23 protein-coding genes are annotated in these 23,157 nt (G+C 45.7%); 7 read left to right on the top strand and 16 right to left on the bottom strand.

All coding sequences use genetic code 11. The features are described from left to right. Window position 1: 1 nt before the first annotated feature. Together porZ and ACYVD4_RS28730 are read right to left on the bottom strand one after the other, a co-directional pair. Entirely contained in the window at window positions 2–2,248 is a 2,247-nt protein-coding gene (gene porZ, locus ACYVD4_RS28735; protein WP_460951504.1) for a type IX secretion system anionic LPS delivery protein PorZ, read from the bottom strand. Continuing rightward, window positions 2,245–2,880, bottom strand: a complete 636-nt coding sequence (locus tag ACYVD4_RS28730; protein WP_460951502.1) for a thymidine kinase — start codon at window positions 2,878–2,880, stop codon at window positions 2,245–2,247. Before ACYVD4_RS28730 ends, porZ begins: the two co-directional genes overlap by 4 nt. A 206-nt stretch (window positions 2,881–3,086) precedes the next feature. On the opposite strand from ACYVD4_RS28730, the gene ACYVD4_RS28725 reads away from it, so the two are divergent. Both ACYVD4_RS28725 and ACYVD4_RS28720 read left to right on the top strand, forming a co-directional pair. Then, window positions 3,087–4,391, top strand: a complete 1,305-nt coding sequence (locus ACYVD4_RS28725; RefSeq protein ID WP_460951501.1) for a hypothetical protein — start codon at window positions 3,087–3,089, stop codon at window positions 4,389–4,391. Window positions 4,392–4,523: 132 nt separating this feature from the next. Then, the gene (locus ACYVD4_RS28720; RefSeq protein ID WP_460951499.1) at window positions 4,524–6,602 is read left to right on the top strand and encodes a ComEA family DNA-binding protein; all 2,079 of its coding nucleotides are present in this window, start codon (window positions 4,524–4,526) and stop codon (window positions 6,600–6,602) included. A gap of 128 nt (window positions 6,603–6,730) precedes the next feature. Here ACYVD4_RS28720 and ACYVD4_RS28715 read toward each other — a convergent pair whose 3' ends face one another. Both ACYVD4_RS28715 and ACYVD4_RS28710 read right to left on the bottom strand, forming a co-directional pair. Continuing rightward, window positions 6,731–7,483 carry an ABC transporter ATP-binding protein gene (locus ACYVD4_RS28715; RefSeq protein ID WP_460951497.1) on the bottom strand — a complete coding sequence of 251 codons (753 nt, stop codon included), beginning with the start codon at window positions 7,481–7,483 and terminating at the stop codon, window positions 6,731–6,733. 92 nt (window positions 7,484–7,575) lie between these two features. Further along, a complete protein-coding gene (locus tag ACYVD4_RS28710) occupies window positions 7,576–8,307 on the bottom strand; it encodes an MlaE family ABC transporter permease (protein ID WP_460951495.1) in 732 nt (243 codons plus the stop codon). Window positions 8,308–8,465: 158 nt separating this feature from the next. Here ACYVD4_RS28710 and ACYVD4_RS28705 point away from each other — a divergent pair, with 158 nt between their 5' ends. Then, entirely contained in the window at window positions 8,466–9,140 is a 675-nt protein-coding gene (locus ACYVD4_RS28705; RefSeq protein WP_460951493.1) for an SDR family oxidoreductase, read from the top strand. Between the two features lie 117 nt (window positions 9,141–9,257). Then, window positions 9,258–10,172 carry an ROK family protein gene (locus ACYVD4_RS28700; protein ID WP_460951492.1) on the top strand — a complete coding sequence of 305 codons (915 nt, stop codon included), beginning with the start codon at window positions 9,258–9,260 and terminating at the stop codon, window positions 10,170–10,172. A gap of 73 nt (window positions 10,173–10,245) precedes the next feature. Here ACYVD4_RS28700 and murB read toward each other — a convergent pair whose 3' ends face one another. Continuing rightward, window positions 10,246–11,271: a UDP-N-acetylmuramate dehydrogenase gene (gene murB / locus ACYVD4_RS28695; RefSeq protein ID WP_460951490.1), complete on the bottom strand. Its 1,026-nt coding sequence runs from the start codon at window positions 11,269–11,271 to the stop codon at window positions 10,246–10,248. A gap of 122 nt (window positions 11,272–11,393) precedes the next feature. On the opposite strand from murB, the gene ACYVD4_RS28690 reads away from it, so the two are divergent. Together ACYVD4_RS28690 and gmd are read left to right on the top strand one after the other, a co-directional pair. After that, complete coding sequence (locus tag ACYVD4_RS28690) at window positions 11,394–11,972, top strand: SPOR domain-containing protein (protein WP_460951488.1); 579 nt, start codon at window positions 11,394–11,396, stop codon at window positions 11,970–11,972. A gap of 82 nt (window positions 11,973–12,054) precedes the next feature. After that, window positions 12,055–13,167, top strand: coding sequence for a GDP-mannose 4,6-dehydratase (gene gmd, locus ACYVD4_RS28685; RefSeq protein WP_460951486.1), 1,113 nt, complete (start codon window positions 12,055–12,057; stop codon window positions 13,165–13,167). Between the two features lie 75 nt (window positions 13,168–13,242). Here gmd and ACYVD4_RS28680 read toward each other — a convergent pair whose 3' ends face one another. From ACYVD4_RS28680 to ACYVD4_RS28665, 4 genes are all read right to left on the bottom strand, one after another. Next, on the bottom strand, window positions 13,243–14,763 hold the full coding sequence (locus tag ACYVD4_RS28680) for a Do family serine endopeptidase (RefSeq protein WP_460951485.1): 1,521 nt from the start codon (window positions 14,761–14,763) through the stop codon (window positions 13,243–13,245). 451 nt (window positions 14,764–15,214) lie between these two features. Then, a complete protein-coding gene (gene rnc, locus ACYVD4_RS28675) occupies window positions 15,215–15,976 on the bottom strand; it encodes a ribonuclease III (protein WP_460951483.1) in 762 nt (253 codons plus the stop codon). A 3-nt stretch (window positions 15,977–15,979) separates the two neighbouring features. Next, a complete protein-coding gene (gene fabF / locus ACYVD4_RS28670; RefSeq protein ID WP_460951481.1) occupies window positions 15,980–17,230 on the bottom strand; it encodes a beta-ketoacyl-ACP synthase II in 1,251 nt (416 codons plus the stop codon). Between the two features lie 92 nt (window positions 17,231–17,322). Then, window positions 17,323–17,562 carry an acyl carrier protein gene (locus ACYVD4_RS28665; protein WP_018617787.1) on the bottom strand — a complete coding sequence of 80 codons (240 nt, stop codon included), beginning with the start codon at window positions 17,560–17,562 and terminating at the stop codon, window positions 17,323–17,325. Between the two features lie 238 nt (window positions 17,563–17,800). Here ACYVD4_RS28665 and kdsA point away from each other — a divergent pair, with 238 nt between their 5' ends. Beyond that, complete coding sequence (gene kdsA, locus ACYVD4_RS28660) at window positions 17,801–18,610, top strand: 3-deoxy-8-phosphooctulonate synthase (protein WP_460951479.1); 810 nt, start codon at window positions 17,801–17,803, stop codon at window positions 18,608–18,610. Here kdsA and ACYVD4_RS28655 read toward each other — a convergent pair whose 3' ends face one another. The 7 genes from ACYVD4_RS28655 to ACYVD4_RS28625 all read right to left on the bottom strand — a co-directional run bounded on the left by ACYVD4_RS28655 (window position 18,611) and on the right by ACYVD4_RS28625 (window position 23,156). Then, window positions 18,611–19,459 carry a TIGR01459 family HAD-type hydrolase gene (locus tag ACYVD4_RS28655; protein WP_460951630.1) on the bottom strand — a complete coding sequence of 283 codons (849 nt, stop codon included), beginning with the start codon at window positions 19,457–19,459 and terminating at the stop codon, window positions 18,611–18,613. It lies immediately after the preceding gene. Between the two features lie 76 nt (window positions 19,460–19,535). Beyond that, complete coding sequence (locus tag ACYVD4_RS28650) at window positions 19,536–20,243, bottom strand: SCO family protein (RefSeq protein ID WP_460951477.1); 708 nt, start codon at window positions 20,241–20,243, stop codon at window positions 19,536–19,538. Continuing rightward, on the bottom strand, window positions 20,212–20,814 hold the full coding sequence (locus ACYVD4_RS28645; protein WP_460951475.1) for a toxin-antitoxin system YwqK family antitoxin: 603 nt from the start codon (window positions 20,812–20,814) through the stop codon (window positions 20,212–20,214). Before ACYVD4_RS28645 ends, ACYVD4_RS28650 begins: the two co-directional genes overlap by 32 nt. Then, window positions 20,786–21,601, bottom strand: coding sequence for a YHYH protein (locus ACYVD4_RS28640; protein ID WP_460951473.1), 816 nt, complete (start codon window positions 21,599–21,601; stop codon window positions 20,786–20,788). The genes ACYVD4_RS28645 and ACYVD4_RS28640 overlap by 29 nt, the downstream gene beginning before the upstream one ends. 49 nt (window positions 21,602–21,650) lie before the next feature. Beyond that, window positions 21,651–22,196, bottom strand: a complete 546-nt coding sequence (locus tag ACYVD4_RS28635) for a periplasmic heavy metal sensor (protein ID WP_460951472.1) — start codon at window positions 22,194–22,196, stop codon at window positions 21,651–21,653. Beyond that, window positions 22,175–22,498, bottom strand: a complete 324-nt coding sequence (locus tag ACYVD4_RS28630) for a hypothetical protein (RefSeq protein ID WP_460951470.1) — start codon at window positions 22,496–22,498, stop codon at window positions 22,175–22,177. The genes ACYVD4_RS28635 and ACYVD4_RS28630 overlap by 22 nt, the downstream gene beginning before the upstream one ends. A gap of 64 nt (window positions 22,499–22,562) precedes the next feature. Next, window positions 22,563–23,156: an RNA polymerase sigma factor gene (locus ACYVD4_RS28625; protein WP_460951468.1), complete on the bottom strand. Its 594-nt coding sequence runs from the start codon at window positions 23,154–23,156 to the stop codon at window positions 22,563–22,565. Window position 23,157: the final 1 nt, after the last annotated feature.

Genomic DNA, 23,157 nt, shown 5'->3' with positions numbered 1-23,157 from the left:
GTTAACGTACTACCGCAAGCTTTCCGGATAAACTCTCTGAGCCATCAGACGTAACAGTAACGATCAGATAAACACCCGTTTGTGCAGGTCGATTGCGATAATCACGCAGGTTCCAGGTGGCTGTTCCTCCCTGCGAACGGGTTTCATAAACCAGTTGTCCACCCGCATCGAGAATTTTCACAGTGGCTTTGTCTGTGAGCCCATTAATACCCACCGAACCTGTAAAATCAGGACGTACCGGATTGGGATAAATCGTCAATTTATTAAGTTCTTCGGCGGGTTCTGTAGCCGCTCCTCGGTATGATAGAATTCCGTTCGTAGTCTGCATGAAAACCAGCCCACTAACAGGTTCAACGGTTATTGATGATACGTAGTTATTCGGTAGAGGGCTATTTGCGGTTGTGAAGTTTTCGAGAAGCTGTGAGCCGTCTGCCGCGATTCGATAAACGCCATTGGGTGTTCCTATCCATTTCCGATTTCCACCATCGACGGCTATAGAAATAATATTCTCATTCGCTAACAAACGACGTCGATTCAGGATAGGTGATTGGGCATCAATCGAAGCATCGAAAGCACCGGCCGGATTGTCGAATACCATAGGGCCCAGACTTGTGCCTACCCAGATAACTCCCTGTTTATCTTTTGCCAATGTTTGTATACTATTCGTCAGTAACCCGCCCTGTCCACGGGTAGTAGTCAGATAACGGCTGCGATTGTTTTGCGGATCGACAACCATAATTCCTGAACTGCCTAAATTAAGCCAGACAAATCCGTTGTCGTCGGCTACGACTTGCGTTATAAACGGTTGGCCGATAAATGGAAACGATTGAAACTGGCCATCGGGCCGCCGAACGTGTAAAACGGCCTGCGTACTAGTGGGGGTGTTTGTGGATATCCACAGGTTTCCCTCAAGGTCAGCATTCAGGCTGGTAATGTTAATTGGAATGTTGGCTGGCAACGTAACGCGGGCGGGCGCACTACCTTCGTTATAACTCCATAGCCCGGCTGCGAGTCCGGCCAGATAAAGCCGCTGTTCGTTAGGTAGATAAGCCGCTGACGAAAAACCGGACGTAACGCCAGTTAGTGGCGTAGTTTGCCAGCGACCAGTTGGTATTGAAAATAACTCAAGTGCCGGTTGCGAAATCATGGGTACAAGACCATTCGGGTAGGCATATAAGCGTGAGAACGTATCTGTACTTGGCCCTTCTGGTGTAATACGCTGGAACGTAGCGTTGCTGCCAAACAACAAACCATTGCGCGTATCCGCGACCCAAACCGTATTACCATCGGCCACCACTTCACGTGGATTTGTTAGTAAATTACCTGAAAATGGGGCCTGACCCGGTAATGTAACAGCTTTATCGGTGGCAAGAATTAACCCGTTTGTGCTGGAAAACTGCCGGATGGTCAAATTTGAAAGCGACTGTGTCAATGTCCATTTGCCGCTTTGCCGCTCATAAATTCCTTCTCCGCTAACGCTTGCCAACAATTTGCCGTCTTTGGAAATCAGGGAAATAGCTCCTTTGCCGGGTAACGTAACGGTACGCCAATTGGCCGGATCTGCAATGTTGACCGATGGCGAAAGTCGTATCGAACGTATCTGATACGTATTACGTATGTCGCTGGCTGGTGGAATCAACGCATATAGACTATCGTTCGCAACAGCTGTTTCTGTTGTTAAATAAAGAGGTGCCCCGGATTGTGGGGTAAAATACGTATCACGAATCTCATCTTTAAGCAGATCGAGCACAACTACACCAAAACTGGCGCTTAAATACGCCACATTCCCGACCCGATTGATGTGATAAAGACCAGCCGAACCAAGCGATGAAAGAATGGTATTGACGTTTTTGATTTCGCCCGGTTCACCTGTAGCCGATACGGTCAGAAAATCCAGATTGCCGTTTTGATACGCAATAAGTAGTCGGTGCTGATCGGCCAGATACAGAAGCCGACTCACAGACATGTCGCTGAATCCCTGCGATTTACCTAATACAGTGGTTTCATTGGTCGACTTATCGTAGTAGAAAAAACCGTTCTGGCTGGCGGCATAAACTTTATTTTCGACTAGTGCCACTGACTGCCCCGACAAATAACTGACGTGCGTTTGCCACGTACCGATTTGCGCGAAAGAAGAGGAGTTGCCGAATAAGTATATGATGTATAATATATGATGTATAATGAGTTTACAGCTCCGTCGAATGGGTTTACGAACAGGGCGCATCCTATATCCTACATTATACATCATACATTTTTATTATTCTCAACGTCTTCATACGCCCATTCCTTGCGTCCGGCTTCGTCGCCGAGGCTGAAACAACGTCGGCAACGGGCTTCATAACTATCCGTTTCGCCTAAAAGAACCCGTTCTTTCGAAGGAACAAGCCGATACGAATAGTGGGCAATATCACCACAAACAACACAGATGGCGTGAACTTTCGTTACGTATTCGGCAATGCTCATCAGTTGAGGCATACAGCCAAATGGTTTTCCCGAAAAATCCATATCGAGACCCGCTATGATCACCCGTTTGCCCTGGTTAGCCAACGTATTGACCACTTCTGTGATTTCGGAATCAAAAAATTGTGCCTCGTCGATACCAACTACATCACAATCACCGGCTAACGTTAAAATTTGGCCCGCTGTTTGCAGGGGAGTAGAATGAATTGTGTGGGCCGAGTGAGAAACGATATTTTCAGCGTGATATCGAGTATCTAAACCGGGCTTAAAAATCTGAACATTGAGCTTCGCAATTCGAGCCCGCGTGAGCCGTCGAATCAACTCTTCGGTCTTTCCCGAAAACATAGAGCCACAAATTACTTCAATCCATCCTGTGCGGAGATGGGGTGGTTCACGTCGTCGGGTAGGTTCAATAAACATAATTTTAAAACAAGTAACAAAATCAATATAAATTAGCTATAATCGTAACCATGATTAACCGAAACGAGCCTAGTTTCATCTACCCAGACAGATTACCTGTACAAGGATTAAATCATGGTTTACGACCTGCCGAATTTGATTTCTTTAATGAGAAAGGTCGGTTTGTTCCCGAAAGCTATATATTTACAAAACAAAGGCTTTTCCTAATGTCGAACAAGTTTAACGCGAACGCACTTAGCGAATATAGTAAGTCCTACGCCCGTCGGATAGCGGCTGATTTTTTCCAGAATCATGCAACGATTAATGGTCAGCAAATTTTAAAGTTGACGCCTATTGTTCAAGTTAACCTATTTATTATTAGTAGTTTATCTGATAAATGGCAGGCCGATGCGGAAAAATTTCGTAGTCCTTATTTCGACTTTACGGATGCCGAAGTTCAGGAAGCGCTTCAGAATTTCATGAACGTAGTATCGCAGCATATTTCGGTTCGGCGCGAACACCTCGAACCGTTGCTGGCCGATGCCACCCGCCGGGCTATCATCATGATTTTCGACCCCAGATCGTACTTCGATGATGTGTTGCGTGAACAGCCCGAGTTTACGGTAACAGCCGCTGCCCTGAAACAAATTGTGCGATATACAAAAATTAACCAGTTTATTCCACAGCATATCATGCAGCGGGTAAATGGTCGACCCTTTGTTTACGTAAATCAGGCATTGACCTATCTGGATGAAGCTCTGACACAACGTGGTCACGAAATTGAACACTACGATAAATTTGTGGCTCAGTTTTCGGAGAAGCTTCCGATGGACGTATCGATGCTGTTACGAAGCCATGTTCCCGATTCGATTCCGGCAAATCCCGCCCGTTCGTTCTTCGATACGGCTACGTCTAACGAACCTGCGGTTCCTCCGGCACCATTAGTCCCGGTCGATTCAATTCCAGCAAGCGTAACGCCCGCCGTGCCGCCACAGCCAACGTACTCTGTGGAAACAGACACACCGCAGGAACGACCAAAGACGATTGAACGGCCGCTTCATGATGTTGATTATGACTCGACGGTTATTGGAACAAAATTCCTGAATGGAGAATCAGGGCCTAAGCCGGTTGCGCCCATTAGTCAGCCATCGCCGATGCCAACGGGCGCCATTACACCACCTGCCCCGTCAGAACCAGCTCGTTCGGCTGATACGTCAGCTACCACGTTAAATGATACGTTGCGCGAAACTACACCTGCTGAACCCGCTTCTGTTGCGGAGAAGTTTAATCGGGCACCCATTGAGAGCGTAGCACGTAGCATTTCGCTCAACCAGAAATTTCGGTTTATCAACCAGCTTTTTAATGGCAATTCGAGTGCTTATAATCAAGCCGTCGATGAGATTGATAAACTGAATAACTACGGACAAGCCCTCGATCTGATTTCGTATCGGTATGCATCGCAGTATTTGTGGGACATGAGTAGCGATGAAGTAAGCGAACTGGTTGAAATTCTCAAACGTCGGTTTGCTTAGAATTGTATCCTTTTTTTTTAGAATTGTATCTTTTTTGAGGGTTGATCGTCCTATAGATCGCCTTCATCGCCAATATATAGTTCGTAAGTCTGATTGGGATGATGGTGCTTATACCGAATCTCAGGAAAGACGTTGCGAACTATTTATGTATTGTTATTTGTCGGTTGCTTCGCTTATATACCGGCATGGTCTCAAACAAATGTACCTTCTCGTCGCGAAGGAGAGCTAAGCCTTTATTTACAGGATTTGTTTCCGTTTCAAAGCGAAGGCGTTGACTACGAGGCTGTTTATGATGCGCTAACGCAACTCTACGCCCAACCCCTCGACCTTAATCGGGCGACCCGGGAAGAACTCGCGGCAACATATCTGCTTAGTGAACGGCAACTCAACAGCTTCACTACGTATCGGACTAATTTGGGGGATTTGTTGTCCATCTACGAGCTTCAGGCCGTTCCTGATTTTGACGTACCGACCATCCGCAGGCTAATGCCTTTTGTAACGGTTGGAAATACATCTGGATTGTTACACAAACTCCCCACGCCTACCGACAATTACGTGGTACTACGTTACGAACGCATCCTGGAGCAGCAGAAAGGTTTTTCAGACGCTACGCCAGATAAAAATGGGAAACTCCCGACTCGGTATCTGGGTGGGCCAAATCAGTGGTACGTTCGTTATCGATATAGCCGACCTCGTGCATTTAGCATTGGCCTGACGCTCGAAAAAGACGCTGGAGAGCAGTTAGTCTGGCAACCGTCGGGTAACCGATATGGAGCTGACTACGTATCATTTCATGCTCAGTTGCAGAATAGAGGTAAATGGCGTACAATTTTAGTTGGCGATTATCAGGTACAGGCGGGTCAGGGGCTGGTTCTCTCCGCTGGCTTCACATTGGGGAAAAGCGCGGCAACGGTGCAAACAGTTCGCCGTCCAACTCTTGGTACTCGACCTTACACGTCTCTAACAGAATACGGTTACTTTCGGGGTATAAGCGCTACGTATGCCATAAGTCCCAAAATCGACGTAATGCTTCTAACGGCTCGTAATCGGCGGGATGCCAATACGGTTGAAGGTGCTGAAGGAGTTACTGCTACGTCGCTTCAGACATCGGGTCTGCACCGAACGCCTTCCGAAATTGCCGATCTGGGCAGTCTTATAGAGACGAATCTGGGCGCTCATCTTCTGTATCGCAATCGAAACCAGTTGCAACTTGGCTTTACGGCATTGCGTACTACATTCGATACATTTGTTCGAAAGCGGGATCTTCCATACAATCAGTACGAATTTACCGGTAAGCAAAACGTAGTAGCTGGTGTGCACGGAAGTTATATCTGGCACAACTGGAATCTGTTTGCTGAAGTAGCCCGAAGTTCGGGTTCGGCAACGAATTCGGGTGGATTGGGTTTTGTGGGTGGTACGCTGGTTAGCCTGACACGGAAAATAGATGCGGCATTGGTGCTACGTCATTACGACCGTAATTTTCATAGTTTCTATAGCAATGGGTTTAGCGAAGGCGGACGTAGCATCAACGAATCAGGTGCGTATCTAGGGTTGAAATACAGCGTTTACCGGAAAATTACGATCGGCGGTTTTGTCGACTATTTTCGTTTTCCTTGGCTGAAATATCTGGTTGATAAACCAGCGCAGGGTTTCGATTATCTGGTTCAGATACGTTACACACCGAACCGTAAGACAACTTTCTACGCCGTTTATCACGACGAGAAAAAAGAGAAAAATCTGCCCGGTGATAAGGCTCGGAACGTAGTGGGCACCACCCGCCGAAACTACGTATTGAATGCTGAGTACAAACCTGTGCAGGGTTTAGTGTTACGTTCGCGCATGCAATGGGGAGGTTTTACGTATCAGGGGCAATCGCCTTCGCGTGGTTTTGCAGTTGTGCAGGACGCTACGTTCGATTATCGACGGCTGAGTGTTAGCGGGAGGGTCGCACTGTTTGGGACCGACGATTATGACAGTCGCCAGTACGTTTACGAACGGGATGTGCTTTACGCGTTTTCATTTCCAGCTTATTTCTATCGAGGTTTCCGGCATTATGTGCTGGCCCAATACAACCTAAGTCGCCATCTCGACATTTGGGTGCGTTGGGCTCGAATCAACGTAACAAATCGACCTACGGTTGGCTCTGACCTCGACCAGATCAATGCTCCGCACAAATCGGAAGTGAAAGTACAGGCCCGCTGGCGTTTTTAACCACTCCTGCTACGTTAAAGCGAGTAGTTTCATGGCTTTAGCAAAACCACGATTTATATTTTTTAGAAATACAAACTCTATTCGTGCCTTCAGCTTTAGTCACTGATACTACGTTGATGGCGGAAAACTTAACCATTTATTCCCATTTCGCGGATGAGTTTGTTGGCATTGATAAACTCGTTCAATTCATCAATGCTTGAGTGCGTTAACGTATTACTGTTACCTTCCCAGAGTTTTTTGCCTTTGTAGAGGAACATGATTTTCTCGCCAATCTCCATCATTGAGTTCATGTCGTGCGTAATCACCACGGTCGTAATCTGATACTCGTCTGTGATTTCAGAGATAAGCTGGTCGATTTTTATAGACGTCAGCGGGTCGAGACCTGAATTAGGTTCGTCGCAAAACAAGTATTTGGGATTCAGGACAATAGCTCGGGCAATACCGACCCGCTTTTTCATGCCACCACTAATTTCAGAAGGCATCCGTTCGCCTGCATCGCCTAACCCTACCCGCTGAAGGCACTCCTGAGAGCGGTCAACTTTTTCACTTTCCGACAAATCGGTAAGCATATCGAGCGGAAAGCGGACATTCTGAAGAACGGTTTTTGAATCGAACAGCGCAGATCCCTGAAACAGTACACCCATTTCGCGTCGAATTGCTTTTTGTTCGTTTATATCTGCGGTTAGAAAATTACGACCGTCGTAAAGAACCTCGCCAGCATCAGGTTTTACCAACCCAATCATGCATTTGAGCAGCACGCTTTTGCCGGTTCCACTACCGCCAATAACCAGCGTTGTTTTACCCGGTTCAAACGTACCATTAATACCCGCCAGAACCTGCCGATCACCAAAGGTTTTAGCTATATTCTTGATTTCGATCATCGTAGTAATGATTAAATGATTGAGTGGTTGAATGATTGAGTAGATGTTTTGTCACTTTCTAGTCAATCATTCAACCACTCAATCATTCAAAATTAAGTAAGTAACAACTGTGTCAGAACGAAGTCTGCGGCTACAATAGCGATGCAACTGTTGGTAACAGCCGAGGTCGAAGCGGCACCCACTTCCAATGCTCCACCACGCACGTTGTAGCCCTGATAGGCTGAAATCGTCGAAACCAGAAAGGCAAACACAAACGTTTTAATTAGCGCGAAAACAACACCGAACGGTTTGTAATCGACTCGGAGACCTGATACATATTCCTCAGGCGAAATCACACCTGCTAACGTGCCTGCAATGTAACCGCCCAGAATCGATAGAAAGCCTGCCATAATTACCAGTAACGGAAACATCAGTACGGAAGCAATCACCTTGGGCAATACCAGATAGGAACTTGAATTGATGCCCATAACTTCCAGTGCATCAATTTGTTCGGTAATACGCATCGTGCCCAATTCACCGGCAATATTGGACCCCACTTTTCCGGCTAAAACAATGCACGAAAGGGTAGGAGCCAGTTCCAGAATAGAACTATCGCGTACAATAAGCGCAATAATGTTTTTCGGCACAAACGGATTGGTGAGGTTATAGGCCGTCTGCACGCACGTAACAGCACCAATAAACGTATTGACCAGCGCAACAATAAAAATAGACCCGACGCCAATCGATGTACATTCGTTCAGAATAAGATTCAGGTAAACACGAAGCTTTTCCCGGTTTCGGAAAAGGGTGCCCAGAAAAATAAAATAATTACCTAATCGTGACATAAAAACGTGTAGCGAAACGAATCAACCCAGCCATAAACGCAATAGGCTTCATTCGGGAGAACCCCCGTAAAGATAGAATGGTTTCTGACGTAACTTGCGCTCTTTACTAAACCTTAATGAATTGAGGTTTTTCGAGTTGTAAAAGGTCTTTTTTAACTATGAATCCACTTATTGTTGTTACCGGAGGTACAAAAGGAATTGGCCGGGCGGTGGCCGAACGATTTATTGCCGAAGGTTTCGATGCAGTTGTCTGTGCCCGTTCAATTGATAACGTAGCAGGGAATGGCCTCTTGCCGTTTGCTGCCGATTTGTCGACTCGAGAAGGAGTTAACTCGTTGGTAAATTATATTCAGTCGCTGAATCGTCCTGTTGATATGCTCCTGAACAACACGGGTATATTTCGGCCGGGGCAGATTCATAATGAGGAAGAGGGCACGTTTGAGCTGCTCATGAATACCAACGTAGCAAGTGCGTATCATCTGACGCGTGGGCTTGTTGGTGATATGATTACCCATCGGAAAGGGCATATTTTCATGATGTGCTCAACGGCAAGTATTACAGCTTACACAAACGGAGGTTCGTATTGTATCTCGAAATTTGCGTTGCTGGGTATGAGTCGGGTGATACGTGAAGAATTAAAACCGCATGACGTGAAAGTAACAGCCGTTTTGCCCGGTGCTACGTTGACCGCAAGCTGGGACGGAACAGACTTGCCTGAGGATCGATTTATGAAACCCGGCGACGTAGCAGACAGCATTTGGGCCGCTTTCTCACTCTCGAAAAGTGCCGTTGTTGAGGAAATTTTGATACGTCCGCAATTGGGCGACCTGTAGCGTTTACTAGAAACAGCGGCCCGGATGCGATTGACTAAGCACTCTTTCGTATCTTGCGCCCTATTACATCGAATCCTGACCGAATTAACTGTTAACTGTAACTGATTTCTGTTAAGAATGGCATCCGTTGAGTATCTGGGTATTGACGTTGGTGGAACAAACGTCAAAATGGGCATTGTTGATGCCAATACTGGTAAAATCTCCAATTTCTATAGCCACGACACCATTAGCTGGCGCGAATCGGGACATTTTATCGATCGCTTTGGCGATGCCGTTGCATTGCAATTGCTTAGCAATAAAGATGTCAAGAAAGTAGGTATTGGCTTGCCGGGTATGCTTAACCGGGAACGTACCGTGCCGCTCGAAATTACGGCTATTCCAGAAATCAATGATATTCCGATGGTCGATTTGTTGAGCAAACGCTTTCCGGGAACGCAATTTTTTCTGGCAAACGACGCCAACGCGGCTGCTCTGGGCGAATATTATTTCGCTGAAGAGAAAATTACCGAAAATTATATCTTCATTACGTTAGGTACTGGTGTTGGCGGAGCCGCCATTATCAATAAGAAAATCTTTACGGGTGGCGACGGTAACGCGATGGAACCGGGCCACATTCCTTCCCGGAATGGGCGTGTGCTGGAACGTAACATTGGTAAAGTAGAATTGCTGCAACTCGCCAATGAGCGCCGGAAAGCATATGAAGGAGAAACTCAGTTACCAGACGATGGTAATATTTCAACAACAGGACTAGTTGCAGCAGCCGCTGAAGGTGATGAATTGGCTTTGCAAATCTGGACAGAAGTTGGCGAAATTCTGGCCGAAGGTCTGGCGTCGTTGATTAAAATTCTGGATATCAAGCAAGTGTTAATAGGAGGAGGCTTATCGGCGTCATTTGATTACATTCTTCCTGCCGTTAATAAAACCCTTGATTACTGGCTGAACGAATATTACAAAAATGGCCTGAGTATCAAACGTGCTACGTTAGGTAACGATGCTGGCTTGCTCGGGGCAGCTTCGCTTTGTTTTGACTAGTAATCTGGTGCTTTAAAGGATATAAGAATAGCGTTGAAAAGGAAAATAGAACCTCCTTTCAGCGCTATTCTAGTTAAATCATATTTACTTCTGGCGAAATACGTATGCCAAACTGATCTGCTACTGACGCCTGCACGCGTTTGGCCAGGTCAATGATTTCGTTTCCAGTGGCATTTCCATAATTAACCAGCACTAACGCTTGTTTCGCGTGTACGCCCGCATCACCTGAGCGGTATCCTTTCCAGCCAGCTCGTTCAATAAGCCAGCCTGCAGGCACTTTCACTACGTTATCGCTTACTGGATAACCCGGCAAATCGGGGAAGCTCTCTTTCAAGCTATCGAATTGGCTTTTTGGAATTTCTGGATTTTTGAAAAAGCTACCAGCGTTTCCGATTTGGGCCGGATCAGGTAGTTTACTACGTCTTATATGAATGACAGCCTCACTAATAGCCTTTATCGACAGCGTATTTTCAGTTACTCCCATGTCAGTAAGCGTTTCCTGAATAGCTCCATAACGCGTGTGAAAAATAGGGTGTTTATCGAGCCGGAACGTAACACTTGTAATAATGTATTGTCCCTTCAGGTTGTGTTTAAATACGCTTTCCCGATAACCAAAAGCACAGTCGGCATGGGTAAAGGTTCTCTTTTCTCCAGTTGTTATGTGAATAGCCGTTAGTGACTCAAATACTTGTTCTAATTCGACGCCATAGGCACCAATATTCTGCATAGGCGCAGCGCCAACTGTGCCTGGAATGAGCGACAGATTTTCAATACCTGCGTAATTATGAGCTACGCAAAACTGGACCAGCTCATGCCAGTTGACACCAGCGCCGGCCGTTAGGAAAATATGGTTATCATCTTCACGAAGAATAGTTATACCCTGAATATTCATTTTGACAACCATTCCGTCAAAATCCTGACAAAGCAATACGTTGCTGCCACCGCCAAGAATGAATTTGGATGTATCGAGATACTCAGATAGCTGTAGTAAGGTCTGTAAATCGTTTTCAGAGAAAATCTCGATCCAGTATCGTGCAGAAGCATCTATTCCAAATGTATTATAAGGCTTAAGCGATACGTGGCTTTGTATATTCAGCATAAGGAGCGCGAAGTAAACGTCCAAAATTAACCAATTACTAACTGGCTTTATAACAAAGCCAGTACTGATACGTTTTAGAACCCACAAAATGGCTAATTTTACAGCATTGTTTGATAATAATTATGCAAGGCAGATTAGGTGAAATCTGGATATTGAGCCTCTTATTGATGACAGGCTGTGCTAGTAGCCGACCAGTTACTACAGGCCGATCCATAGATTATAACAGTTATAGCGAAGACTTATCATCGGTACGTCCTGTATATACGGTGGGTTCAACAGCCAATAAACCAACCTCAGTAAGTAATACGAACGCAACAACGACCACTGCTCCTCGTCGTACCGACACGCGCAAACCAAATACATTAGTTGAAGCAACACACATTAACCGACGTCTGGATTTGGTTCTTGATACGATTGCTACGCAAAATCGTACTATACGATATGCGCCTGGTTTTCGAATCCAAGTTTACGTAGGCAATCAGCGTCAGGAAGCTGATGCTGCCAAATTGCTGATTTATCAGAATTTCCCGGAACTCAACCCATATCTGACGTATAATCAGCCAACGTATAAGCTTAAGGTGGGCGATTTTATGCGCAGAATTGATGCTGAACGGTATTATACATCAATCCGGAAATTAATTGGAGGGTCTCAGTTACAGCCCGATAAAGTCGATATTCGACGCAGCCTGTTAATAAAATAAGTTATAAAATTTGATAGGTTAGGTTTACCTTTGCCGGATTTTGTACAATTTCAGGCAGGAGCTTTGACCAGCATAGGTTATTATGAAGAAGGCAATTATTACCGGAATTACCGGACAGGACGGAGCTTATTTAGCCGAACTTCTTTTAGAAAAAGGCTATGAAGTTCACGGCATCAAACGCCGGAGTTCACTCTTCAATACGCAGCGGATTGACCATATTTATGAAGATCCGCATGAGAAAAATATTCGCTTCAAGCTTCATTATGGCGATTTATCAGATTCGACGAATATTATACGTATTATCCAGGAAGTTCAACCCGATGAAATTTACAACCTTGGTGCAATGTCGCACGTGCGTGTAAGTTTTGAGGAGCCAGAATATACAGCGCAGGTCGATGGTATTGGTACGTTGCGAATTCTGGAAGCCGTTCGTTTATTGGGGCTCACACATAAAACGCGCATTTATCAGGCATCTACGTCGGAGTTATATGGAGGTGTTCAGGGGCATGCGCAGTCTGAAACAACACCATTTTACCCTCGTTCTCCCTACGCTGTTGCTAAACTATATGGTTACTGGATTACGGTCAACTATCGCGAGGCATACGGCATGTACGCCTGCAACGGTATTCTTTTCAATCATGAGTCGCCACTACGTGGCGAAACATTCGTAACCCGTAAGATCACGCGTGCTGTTGCCCGAATCGGATTAGGCCTTCAGGACAAAGTATATCTTGGTAACCTTGATTCGTTACGTGACTGGGGGCATGCGAAAGATTACGTTGAGGCTATGTATCTTATACTTCAACAGGAAAAACCTGAGGATTTTGTGGTAGCTACCGGCGTAACAACCAGCGTTCGGGATTTTGTGCGGATGGCATTTGCCGAAATAGGTGTAGAACTAGAATTCAGTGGCGAGGGTGCTGCCGAAGTTGGTAAAGTTGTAAGTACTTCGAATGCTGAATTCCCTGTAGCTATTGGTCAAGCAGTTGTTTGCGTTGATCCGCGTTATTATCGCCCCACTGAAGTGGATTTACTATTAGGAGATCCTACGAAAGCTATGACCCAATTGAACTGGAAGCCTAAATACGACTTGAAAGCACTTGTTGAAGATATGATGAGGGCTGATATCAAATTGTTCCGGCGCGACCAGATTCTTGCTGAGAAAGGCCATCAAGTTCCGAATTACTTCGAATAATTTTTTTATACACACCCAAAAAGAAAGGCTGACGTATCCACGTCAGCCTTTCTTTTTGGGTGTTGTTGCTTGTGTTTACACAGGCACCGCGTAGTAGTACATCCGCGAACTGTTCGGATACATGCCGATCAACATCAGGCCTTCACCTTCTTTAACCGAAGCAAGAATATCCTGAAGGTCTTTGGTTGTTTTAACGTTTTTGCCGTTGGCCTTTACAATAATAAAGCCTTCTTCTACGTCGGTTTCGGCCAGTTTACCATCCACAATTTTCGCAACCTTAACACCGCCACTCACGCCTAATTGTTTGGCTTCCTGAGCTGTTAGTGCCTCGAAATTGGCTCCAAGCGATTTAAGGGACGTAGCAGCGGCAGTAACATCGGCCTTTTTGATAATATCACGACCACCATTCCGATTGCGCAATTCAACTTTGAAATCTCGCTCGGTACCATCGCGATTTACGGTTACAGTTACTACGTCACCTGGACGACGACGACCGATGATTTCACGCATTTGTGCGTCAGAATCAAGCGATTGGCCTTCCATTTTTACGATAACATCACCTTTTTTCAGGCCGGCAGATTCGGCAGCGCCTTTGGCAACTACCTCGTTTACATAGATACCACGGCCTACTTTCGTGCCTTTCTCTTTAGCAAGCGTACTATTTAGCTCTTGTGGCAGAATACCGATATAACCACGTTGTACGTTACCGTATTTGAGCAGATCGGCCGATACTTTTTTCACGAGCGATACAGGTACTGCAAAACCATAACCACTGTAGTAACCTGTTGCCGAAGCGATAGCAGAGTTAATACCCACCAGTTCGCCACGTAGGTTAACTAAGGCTCCACCTGAGTTACCTGGATTGATAGCGGCATCGGTTTGGATGAACGATTCTACAGGAGAATCTGGCTTTTCTTCGTTACGGTTGATATTCTGATCCAGAATACCAATCCGACGACCTTTGGCACTTACGATACCCGCAGTAACGGTTGATTCCAGATCCAACGGATAACCAACTGCCAGAACCCACTCGCCTAATTTAAGGCCATCGGAATCTCCCAATGTAATAGCAGGGAGGTTGTTTGCTTCTACTTTGATAACCGCAAGATCAGTTAAAGGATCTGTACCGATAACTTTTGCTTTAAAGCTACGCTTATCGGTCATAACTACCTCAACTTCATCGGCATCCTGCACTACGTGATTATTCGTTACGATGTAACCATCTTTGCTGATGATTACACCAGATCCCGAAGCCTGTCCTTGCTGGCGACGTGGTTGGCGTTGGCCACCACCGAATTCATCACCGAAGAACTCCCGGAAGATATCGGGCATTTGTTGCTGACGTACAGTACGTGTCATCGTTGTACGAATGTGTACAACTGTAGGCGTTACAGCTTCGGCGGCTGTTGAGAAATCACCCGGAATTGCAGTAGGGCCACCAGGCATCGATATCAGACGATTGGTACTGGTAGCATTAGGGTTCGACTCGTTGAAGATTACATCCCGGTTGTTGAAACCCAACAGGTTGTAAGCGGCAAGCGTGATTGCACTCGACATGAGGGCCATCAGCGCTAATAATTTCCAGTTGCTTTTCATGATTTAATTGAGAGAAATCTAATTGCTTTATTTGTGTTGAAAACAGCTATTGTTGTCTGTTGGTATAACGGAAACCTGATTCCGAAAAATTCGACTCTGGCATGACCTTAACAAAATTTAACAGAGCTTTGTTAAAGGGCCTTCAAGTTAACAAAAAGCACGCAGGATTCCTTCATAGACTCTCGCTCTGAGGGAAGCTATTTCAGGTTCCTATATAAGGCTCTATTTCGCGTTACCGTGTTTATCACAAACAGATAATCAGACGTATAAGTAGTTTCAAATAGCATACCAACCGAAAATCGCAGACGGTATACGGCAATTTTGGCGTACTATAGACTAATTGGACGCTTTTTATGACAGAATGACGTAGTAGAAACCGACTGTTGGAGAAATAACTAGTCGTATCTTATCTCATATATCTGCACAGAAGCAGGAATGAAGGTAGAATAGATTATTTGATAGCTAGTAGTTCGAACGCTTTTTCGGCAGCAGCCTGTTCCGCTTTCTTTTTACTATAGCCACTGCCTATAGCAAAAGCTTCTTCATTGACTAACACCTGAGCAATGAACTCGCGGAAATGGCTATTCCCTTTTTCAGAAACTATTTCAAAGCGAATTTCTTTTCCTTCGCGTTGCGCCCATTCAATCAGGCGGCTCTTGAAGTTACCGTTGTTTTGTACTACAGATTCAATATCGTAGTGCGAGAGGAGATTTTTTAGGATAAATCGGCGGGTAAACCGAAATCCTTTATCTAGATAAATGGCACCTACCAATGCTTCAAGTGCATCGCCATACATCGATGTACGAGCCGGCATACTACGTGTGCGACTGCCATCGAATTCAATTAACTGATCGAGACCGATCTTTCGGGCAATACCGTTCAGGGTTTCCCGATTCACGATGCGAGAGCGAATTTCGGTTAGAAAACCTTCGTCTTTGTAGGGGTATTTTTTGAAAAGAAACTCAGCGATAACCATACCGAGAACCGCATCGCCTAAATATTCCAGCCGTTCGTTCGATTCCCGGAATCCCTCAATAGCCGTAGCCTTCGATGCCGAAGTATGACGTAGTGCCAACTGATACAAGCCCAGATTGGATGGACTTGAGCCAATAATATGCCCAATGGACCGACGCAGATTCTTACGTGGGTCTTTGTTACCGGACCGAAACCAGTCGAACGGATTGAACAAACTACGTGGCAGAGCGATTTGCACGACTCAGCTAAGTTTACGGAAAATGACGATGGCGTTGTGGCCTCCAAACCCAAACGCGTTGCTCATTACGGTGGTTAAAGGGCGTGCCTGTGCCGTATTGAACGTCAGGTTAAAACGAGGGTCTATTTCGTCGTCTTTGGTGAAATGATTAATCGTTGGCGGCACAATCTGATGTTCGAGTGCCTTAATACAGGCAATTGCTTCAACAGCACCTGCAGCACCAAGCAAATGGCCAGTCATTGATTTCGTTGAGCTGATATTCAGTTTAAACGAATGCTCACCGAATAACTGATGAATAGCTTTCAGCTCCTGAGGGTCGCCGATGGGTGTAGACGTACCGTGTGTATTGATGTAATCAATCGCTTCAGGAGCAATACCAGCATCATTAAGCGCATCCTGCATCGCCAGAAAAGCACCTAATCCGTCGGGGTGAGGAGCCGTGATGTGATATGCATCGGACGACATGCCGCCACCAATTAGTTCTGCGTAGATTTTGGCTCCGCGAGCTTTGGCATGTTCGTATTCTTCAAGAATAATTGAGCCAGCGCCTTCACCCATCACAAAACCGTCTCGGTCTTTATCGTAAGGGCGGGAAGCTGTTTCGGGCGAGTCGTTACGTTCCGAAAGAGCCCGGTTGGCGTTAAATCCACCAATACCAGCTTTCGTAACAGCCGCTTCCGAACCGCCTACAACGCACATATTTAACCGGCCAAGTCGGATGTAATTTAATGCGTCGATAATGGCGTTGTTGGTCGAAGCACAGGCTGATACCGTTACGTAGTTCGTACCACGGAAACCATACCGCATCGAAATTTGACCTGACGCGCTGTCGGCAATCATTCGAACAATAAAGAATGGATTGATACGTGGCGTACCGTCGCCTTTGGCATAATCAATCATCTCATCTTCAAATGACTTAAGACCACCAATACCAGAACCCCAGATCACGCCAACTTTGTTTTTGTCGAGCGTATCGAGGTTTAGGTTAGCATCTTGAACAGCTTGTTCGGTTGCAATAAGCGCATAGTGGGTAAACCCATCCATTTTGCGCGCTTCCTGTCGGGGAATGTGCTGCGTTACGTCCAGTCCCTTTACTTCGCAAGCAAATTGCGTCCGAAACTTGCTGGCGTCAAACTTCGTAATGGGACCGGCCCCGCTTACACCGGCGGCTAAATTGTTCCAGTATGTGGTTACATCATTACCAATCGGCGTCAACGCACCGAGGCCGGTCACTACTACTCGCTTGAATGTCATACAGCTTTACTGCGTAATGAAAATTGAAAAACAACGCAAATGTCAAATTTGTTACGCTGGCTTTCGGGTACTAAATGGATTTCGGCACTGGCTTACTTACCAATGTGTTTTTCCAGATATTCGATGGCTAGACCAACCGTAGAGATTTTCTCTGCTTCATCGTCAGGAATAGGCAGATTGAATTCTTTTTCAAATTCCATAATCAGCTCTACTGTATCGAGCGAATCAGCACCCAGATCGTTGGTGAAGCTTGCCTCAGGCGTTACTTCTGACTCTTCAACGCCCAGTTTTTCTACAATGATATTCTTAACTTTTTGTGCAATGTCCGACATTTTCGTAGTCTGTTCGAGTTAAAAAACTGCGCAAAGAAACGGATTTACCTTTGTATTATCAAACAATTTTTTAGGCCCCAAGCCGTTTCCGCCTTCAATCTGCCCTTGTTTGAAACGATTAAAAATCAGGTTTTTGCTCTAAACGTAGTGTTTTACGCTATGGCTTGAAATTAGTTTATTATTGGGAACAGTTCAGCGGTTTTACGCAACTTTGCACTCCAAATAAGGATTCTCAGTTATGCAAATCGACAAGTTGAAACATGCTAATGGAAACCAATTTTTCCTGATGGCAGGCCCCTGTGCTATTGAAGGCCGTGATATGGCGCTCCAAATTGCTGAACGTATCGTTACCATTACAAATAAGCTTGGAATTCCTTACATTTTCAAGGGGTCTTACCGAAAAGCCAACCGAACGAAACTTAACTCATTTACAGGAATCGGTGATGAAAAGGCGTTGGCGATCCTGAAAGAGGTAGGCGATACGTTCGATATTCCGACAGTAACCGATATTCATGAATCAGACGAAGCGGCCATCGCTGCCCCTTTTGTCGACGTATTACAGATTCCGGCGTTTTTGTGTCGGCAAACCGAGTTACTGGAAGCTGCGGCAAAAACGGGTCGGGCTGTTAACGTGAAAAAAGGGCAGTTTCTATCGGGCGAAAGTATGGGATTTGCCGTCGAAAAAGTAAAAGCAACCAATCCAGCCGCTACTGTTTTTCTGACTGACCGGGGTAATTCATTTGGCTACGGCGATCTGGTAGTCGATTACCGAAATTTGCCGGCCATGCAAGCCTTTGGCGTACCCGTAGTGATGGACTGTACCCATTCGCTCCAGCAACCCAATCAAAGCTCAGGTGTAACAGGTGGGAAACCTGCACTGATTGCTACCATTGCTAAAGCCGCTATCGCAGTTGGGGCCGATGGTTTGTTTATCGAGACGCACCCAAATCCATCTGAAGCAAAATCTGATGGCGCAAACATGTTACCGCTTGATCAGTTGGAAGGGCTTCTTGAAAAACTCGTTCGGGTGCGTGAAAGCATTATGTAATTATTTGATAATGATCGATTTGCAGACGTAGGTTGGGATAATGCCCGTGCTACGTATCAGAATTTCAGCGTCTTGCGGCTGTGTATTTCCCGATAGCACAAGCATAGTATCGAGGCCAAATTTGTTACCGCCAAGGATGTCGGTTTTTAACGTATCACCTACCATCAGAATGTCGCGTTTGCTTACACGTTCTGCGTTTTCAAGACGTTCGTAGGCAAACATAAACACCTGAGCATCGGGCTTCCCAAACCGGATGAATTGCTTGCCAACAATGCCTTCGATCATTTTGGCAACGGCGCCAATAGCAATAGAAATCCGATTCTTCGAAACCGGATACGTAGCATCGGTATTGGCTACAATAACCGGAATGTTACGTTTCCGGAGCAGATTAACGGTTTTGGTCAAATCCGTATTCCAGTCGAAACCTTCGTCATCGAGTAACACGAGTGCATTAATATCGTCGATTTCTTTCAGGTCAACCTGACTGATGGGCAACGTTTTTAGGCCGGAAGCTTCCAGATAGTGCGCCGATTTTTCGGTGCCCAGATAAGCCACGGTACCCTGGTGAACTTTTAAATCGAGGTATTCACGGGCAAGCATACCCGATGATATGATACGTTCGGGTGTGATAGCATAGAAACCCTGTCGATAATACGATTCGGCTAACTCCTGAGGGCCACGCGATGCATCGTTGGTCAATACGTAAAACGTCTTTCCGGTTTCCCGAAGCCACTCAAACGTTTTTTCGATCCCCGGCAAAATGCCCTCAGAATTCTTGAGTACACCAAATGCATCGAAAAAAATTACTTTATAATTAGCGGCTGCGGTCTTAAAATCGGTAAGCTGCATAAACGAATAAAATGTGGCAGAGTTGATACTCATCTATAAATTATTCGTAAAAATACGATACAGACCGAGTCTTTAATCAGTTTTCTTTCAATAGAATTCGAATATCTGTAATGAGTTTATCAACGTCGAGCGGAGTGGTACCATTGTAAATCCCTCGAATCCTGCGACTTTTGTCTACCAGAATCAGATGTTCCGTATGCAGAAATTCGGTGGAGTCTTTGGTAAAACCAATGGCTTCTTCGGCAAAGTAAGATCGGCGGGCCAGGTCATAAATCTTGCCACGCTCGCCTGTCAGTAAATGCCATTTGTTGACTATGACTCCCTTTGCATCAGCATAGCGACGTAGCCGGGGCACTGAATCGAGCCAGGGCGTTACGCTGTAGGAGAGCAGCACTACGTTTGGCTCGTGCTGAAACGTATCCTGCACGGCTTTAAGAAGATTCGTCATCTTGGGGCAAATGCTAGGGCAGGATGTAAAGAAAAAGTTTGCTACGTGAATTTTGTTCGCTACTGTTTCCTGTGTAACTACCTGATTTGCCTGATTATGGAATGAAAAATCAGCAACGTAGTGCGTGATTTTCTGCGCTACGTCGCCAGACTTATCCAACCAGATGGGTGTGAAGTCAGGCGTATTGTAATAAGGTACAGAGTTACCGGAAAGCTGTTCCTTATGCTGACAACTGACTAAAACGGCAGCCCAACCAATTATGAGTAGGAAGTAACGCGCCTTGCGACCCGGTCGCATTACTTGTTTAGTGAGCAACAGTAATCGAATCCCAGACATTGACGCAGTTTTTAACTCCTGTGAATCCATACGTTCGGCCATTGCGAACCACATAATTCATTTTTAAGCTGCCGTCGGCAAACCATTGCCGTTGCGCGCCCTCTTCCTGGCCTTCACGGTAATTTCCGTCGTATATCAGCCGACTATTCGCTAGCCATTCTTTTCGATTGCCCTGATACATATCATTCTGAAAATGATAAACAAAGGCCGGTTTCCCTGATTCGAACCAACCGCGTTGCTCGCCTTCCTGCCAGCCATTTTTGTATTGTCGAACCTCTTTTTGCTTCCTGTTCTCGTACCAAGAACGATGTTGCCCTTCGGCTTTCCCATCAAAATACGCTCCCATGAACGTAGTGTCGCCAGAGGTAGAAAGTGAGTATTGCCAACCGCTGAATGGTTTGTTGTTTAACCATAAACGGCCTTCGCTACGTTGCCAGCCAGTCAGGTTTGAATTGGAAAAAATAGAGGGGATAATAGGGCTTTCGGCGGTCTTTTGCCGACACTGGCAAAGTATGAGCAAAAGACCAGTTAATCCAACTAGCTTATTGCGAAACAGTGCCCGATTTGCCATAAAATCCGCTGCCATTAAGGTAAGGGTCCTCTGACGTAATGTGATAATGATAAATGCCGTTGGGATAATCAGATGTAGCATGAGTATGACCGTGGTATTTATCCAAACTGGCATTAGTAACGGTTTTTCCATTTTCGGTAGGGCCGTAAACCGGGAACCCATCCAGCAGAAAACCTAACAATACGTCTTTCCCTTTAGTCTTGGTAAGATATGTAGGCTCTATGTGGTAATGATATTGCCCTTGCTGCTGTGGGTGCCCTCCGTATTGGTCGAAACTGTCGATTTCATTTGTCAGCGGAGCGCTCATGGCTGCGTATTGATTAAAAAACGGAACACCATTTAACGAAACACCGATTGGCCCACCGGGGGTTGACGCATGGTTTGCATCGACAGTAGGATTCAGCGGAATTTTAAATGTAAGATTGCTCTGACTAATTAGATTCGGATTCAAATTGAACTTGGTGTTGGTGCCGTTATATGCTTCGTACTGCGCACTTGCCCAGGTTGTGCCCTGATAATACGGGCTTTTATGGTCTGGGAGGCTCTTGGTTTTAATCACGATGCTAGCACCTTCGACGTAAATTTCGGTAGCACCGTAAATTTTCTTGTAAACCTCCGGAACCCCAGTACCAACTGAAGTCGTCGTTGTTGTACTGGTCGAACCAGACGTAGTACCCGATGTTGTGCCTGTTGTTGGCGTAACGGCATCATTACCCTTTTGACAGGCAATAAACGTAATTAACCCGAGTATAAGGGGTAACGTAGTGAATAGGTGAGAGCGATTCATACTAATCTGTTTGTTAAGTATCACGTTAGACGATGCTCCCCTGCGATTCCTACGGGTGGGGCGGAAAATTTTCTGATGGTCTATCAGGACGACCTTCCGGCGGGCCACCATTGCCGGGGCCGTGACGCCGTTGTGGTCTCCCAAACAAGCGAGCTAGATCGTCTACCAGTTTCGTAAAGTCAGCCTGTTGATCGGGACGACACAATGATTTAATCTCTTGAAAGTGAGCGAAGTTTAACTCAGCAATACGTCGTTGAACATCGGCAATTTGCCGAACCAAGACACTGGATTTAGCCGAATCGGGCTGGGGTTGGGCCAGTAGCTTGTAATACGTCTGAAACAATTGAACCGATTCTTCGTTGAGTTGCTCTGTTTGTCGATGGTGCTGATTACCCATCTCTCTATATTGTCGTTGCTGCTCCTCATCAAAATGAAGCCGTTCGACAATAATGCGGAATGGTCCATCCATTGGCGGATGCTGATGATCGGTAAACTCGGGCTGTCGTCCTGATTTGAATACCAGAAAGCCAATCGTGAGTAGATTGAGGATAAGCAAGCCCACAACGGAGATAGTCAATAGTTTTGTTCGCTCCATACGCTGTAGGGCTGATTTGTTGCCGGATAAAGCTGCATTTCGGAAACTATAGTACTCAATTCGGTATCATCTGTATTGACACGACTTGCTTGTTGACTCACTACGCGCCAGTTCAGCAATAATAATAGCGCAAATGACGTAGCAGTCAGCCAAACGGTTCGAGTAGGAAGATAAACCGATGGAGTGGCTTCAAACAGGCGATGGCGGATTTTAGCGTACAGGAATGGGCTTGGCTCGGCCCGTTCGATGCCGTCTGTACTACGTAGTGCGTTGTTAATCCATTTTTCTTTTTCCGGTTCCATATTGATTGAGACGACAACTATAGATGATTCCTACGGGCGTTACTAGTTTAACCATTACGTTCTGCTAGCGACCAACCAGCGACTTATATACACTGACTAGCTGTTTCTTTAAATTTTCGTTTGCTCGTTGTAAAAGCGACTCAACAGCACCAACACTGGTCGTCATAACCTGTGCAGCCTCAATGTTGCTGAGCCCTTCGATACGTGTGAGGATATAAGCCGTTTTTTGTTTGTCTGGAAGGGTGTCAATGGCCTGAAACAATCGGGTAGCATTTTCCTGATTTTCAAGTTTGATACCCGGATGCGCAAAATCTGGTGGATGATGAAGAATTTCGCCTGTGTTTTTCTCAAACAGACTGGTCAGGAAAGCAAACCGCTTCTGCCGTTTTTTATATTTCAGGAAATCCAGCGATTTGTTAATCGTAATCTGGTAAATCCAGGTTGTTACATCTGCATCGCCTTTAAAGCTGCTGATTGACCGAAATACGTCAACGAACACGTCCTGTGTGATTTCCTCTGCATCCTCTCGTGAACGCACGTAGCTGAGAGCCGTATTAAATACACGGCTTTTCGTCGATTCATAAAATAGCCGGAAGGCGGATTCATCGCCTTGCCGAAGCGGCTCAATTAGTAGAAACAGGTTTTTCTTATCGTTCACT

It is taken from the genome of Spirosoma daeguense, assembly GCF_054776875.1.
Note: the sequence above shows the minus strand (reverse complement) of the source record. Positions and strands in the feature narration are given on the sequence as shown.

Coding starts and splice junctions, on each gene's coding strand:
- porZ (WP_460951504.1), bottom strand. CDS start 2,248: ATGATGTATAATGTAGGATATAGGATGCGCCCTGTTCGTAAACCCATT.
- ACYVD4_RS28730 (WP_460951502.1), bottom strand. CDS start 2,880: ATGTTTATTGAACCTACCCGACGACGTGAACCACCCCATCTCCGCACA.
- ACYVD4_RS28725 (WP_460951501.1), top strand. CDS start 3,087: ATGTCGAACAAGTTTAACGCGAACGCACTTAGCGAATATAGTAAGTCC.
- ACYVD4_RS28715 (WP_460951497.1), bottom strand. CDS start 7,483: ATGATCGAAATCAAGAATATAGCTAAAACCTTTGGTGATCGGCAGGTT.
- ACYVD4_RS28710 (WP_460951495.1), bottom strand. CDS start 8,307: ATGTCACGATTAGGTAATTATTTTATTTTTCTGGGCACCCTTTTCCGA.
- ACYVD4_RS28705 (WP_460951493.1), top strand. CDS start 8,466: ATGAATCCACTTATTGTTGTTACCGGAGGTACAAAAGGAATTGGCCGG.
- ACYVD4_RS28700 (WP_460951492.1), top strand. CDS start 9,258: ATGGCATCCGTTGAGTATCTGGGTATTGACGTTGGTGGAACAAACGTC.
- murB (WP_460951490.1), bottom strand. CDS start 11,271: ATGCTGAATATACAAAGCCACGTATCGCTTAAGCCTTATAATACATTT.
- ACYVD4_RS28690 (WP_460951488.1), top strand. CDS start 11,394: ATGCAAGGCAGATTAGGTGAAATCTGGATATTGAGCCTCTTATTGATG.
- gmd (WP_460951486.1), top strand. CDS start 12,055: ATGAAGAAGGCAATTATTACCGGAATTACCGGACAGGACGGAGCTTAT.
- ACYVD4_RS28680 (WP_460951485.1), bottom strand. CDS start 14,763: ATGAAAAGCAACTGGAAATTATTAGCGCTGATGGCCCTCATGTCGAGT.
- fabF (WP_460951481.1), bottom strand. CDS start 17,230: ATGACATTCAAGCGAGTAGTAGTGACCGGCCTCGGTGCGTTGACGCCG.
- ACYVD4_RS28665 (WP_018617787.1), bottom strand. CDS start 17,562: ATGTCGGACATTGCACAAAAAGTTAAGAATATCATTGTAGAAAAACTG.
- kdsA (WP_460951479.1), top strand. CDS start 17,801: ATGCAAATCGACAAGTTGAAACATGCTAATGGAAACCAATTTTTCCTG.
- ACYVD4_RS28655 (WP_460951630.1), bottom strand. CDS start 19,459: ATGCAGCTTACCGATTTTAAGACCGCAGCCGCTAATTATAAAGTAATT.
- ACYVD4_RS28650 (WP_460951477.1), bottom strand. CDS start 20,243: ATGTCTGGGATTCGATTACTGTTGCTCACTAAACAAGTAATGCGACCG.
- ACYVD4_RS28645 (WP_460951475.1), bottom strand. CDS start 20,814: ATGGCAAATCGGGCACTGTTTCGCAATAAGCTAGTTGGATTAACTGGT.
- ACYVD4_RS28640 (WP_460951473.1), bottom strand. CDS start 21,601: ATGAATCGCTCTCACCTATTCACTACGTTACCCCTTATACTCGGGTTA.
- ACYVD4_RS28635 (WP_460951472.1), bottom strand. CDS start 22,196: ATGGAGCGAACAAAACTATTGACTATCTCCGTTGTGGGCTTGCTTATC.
- ACYVD4_RS28630 (WP_460951470.1), bottom strand. CDS start 22,498: ATGGAACCGGAAAAAGAAAAATGGATTAACAACGCACTACGTAGTACA.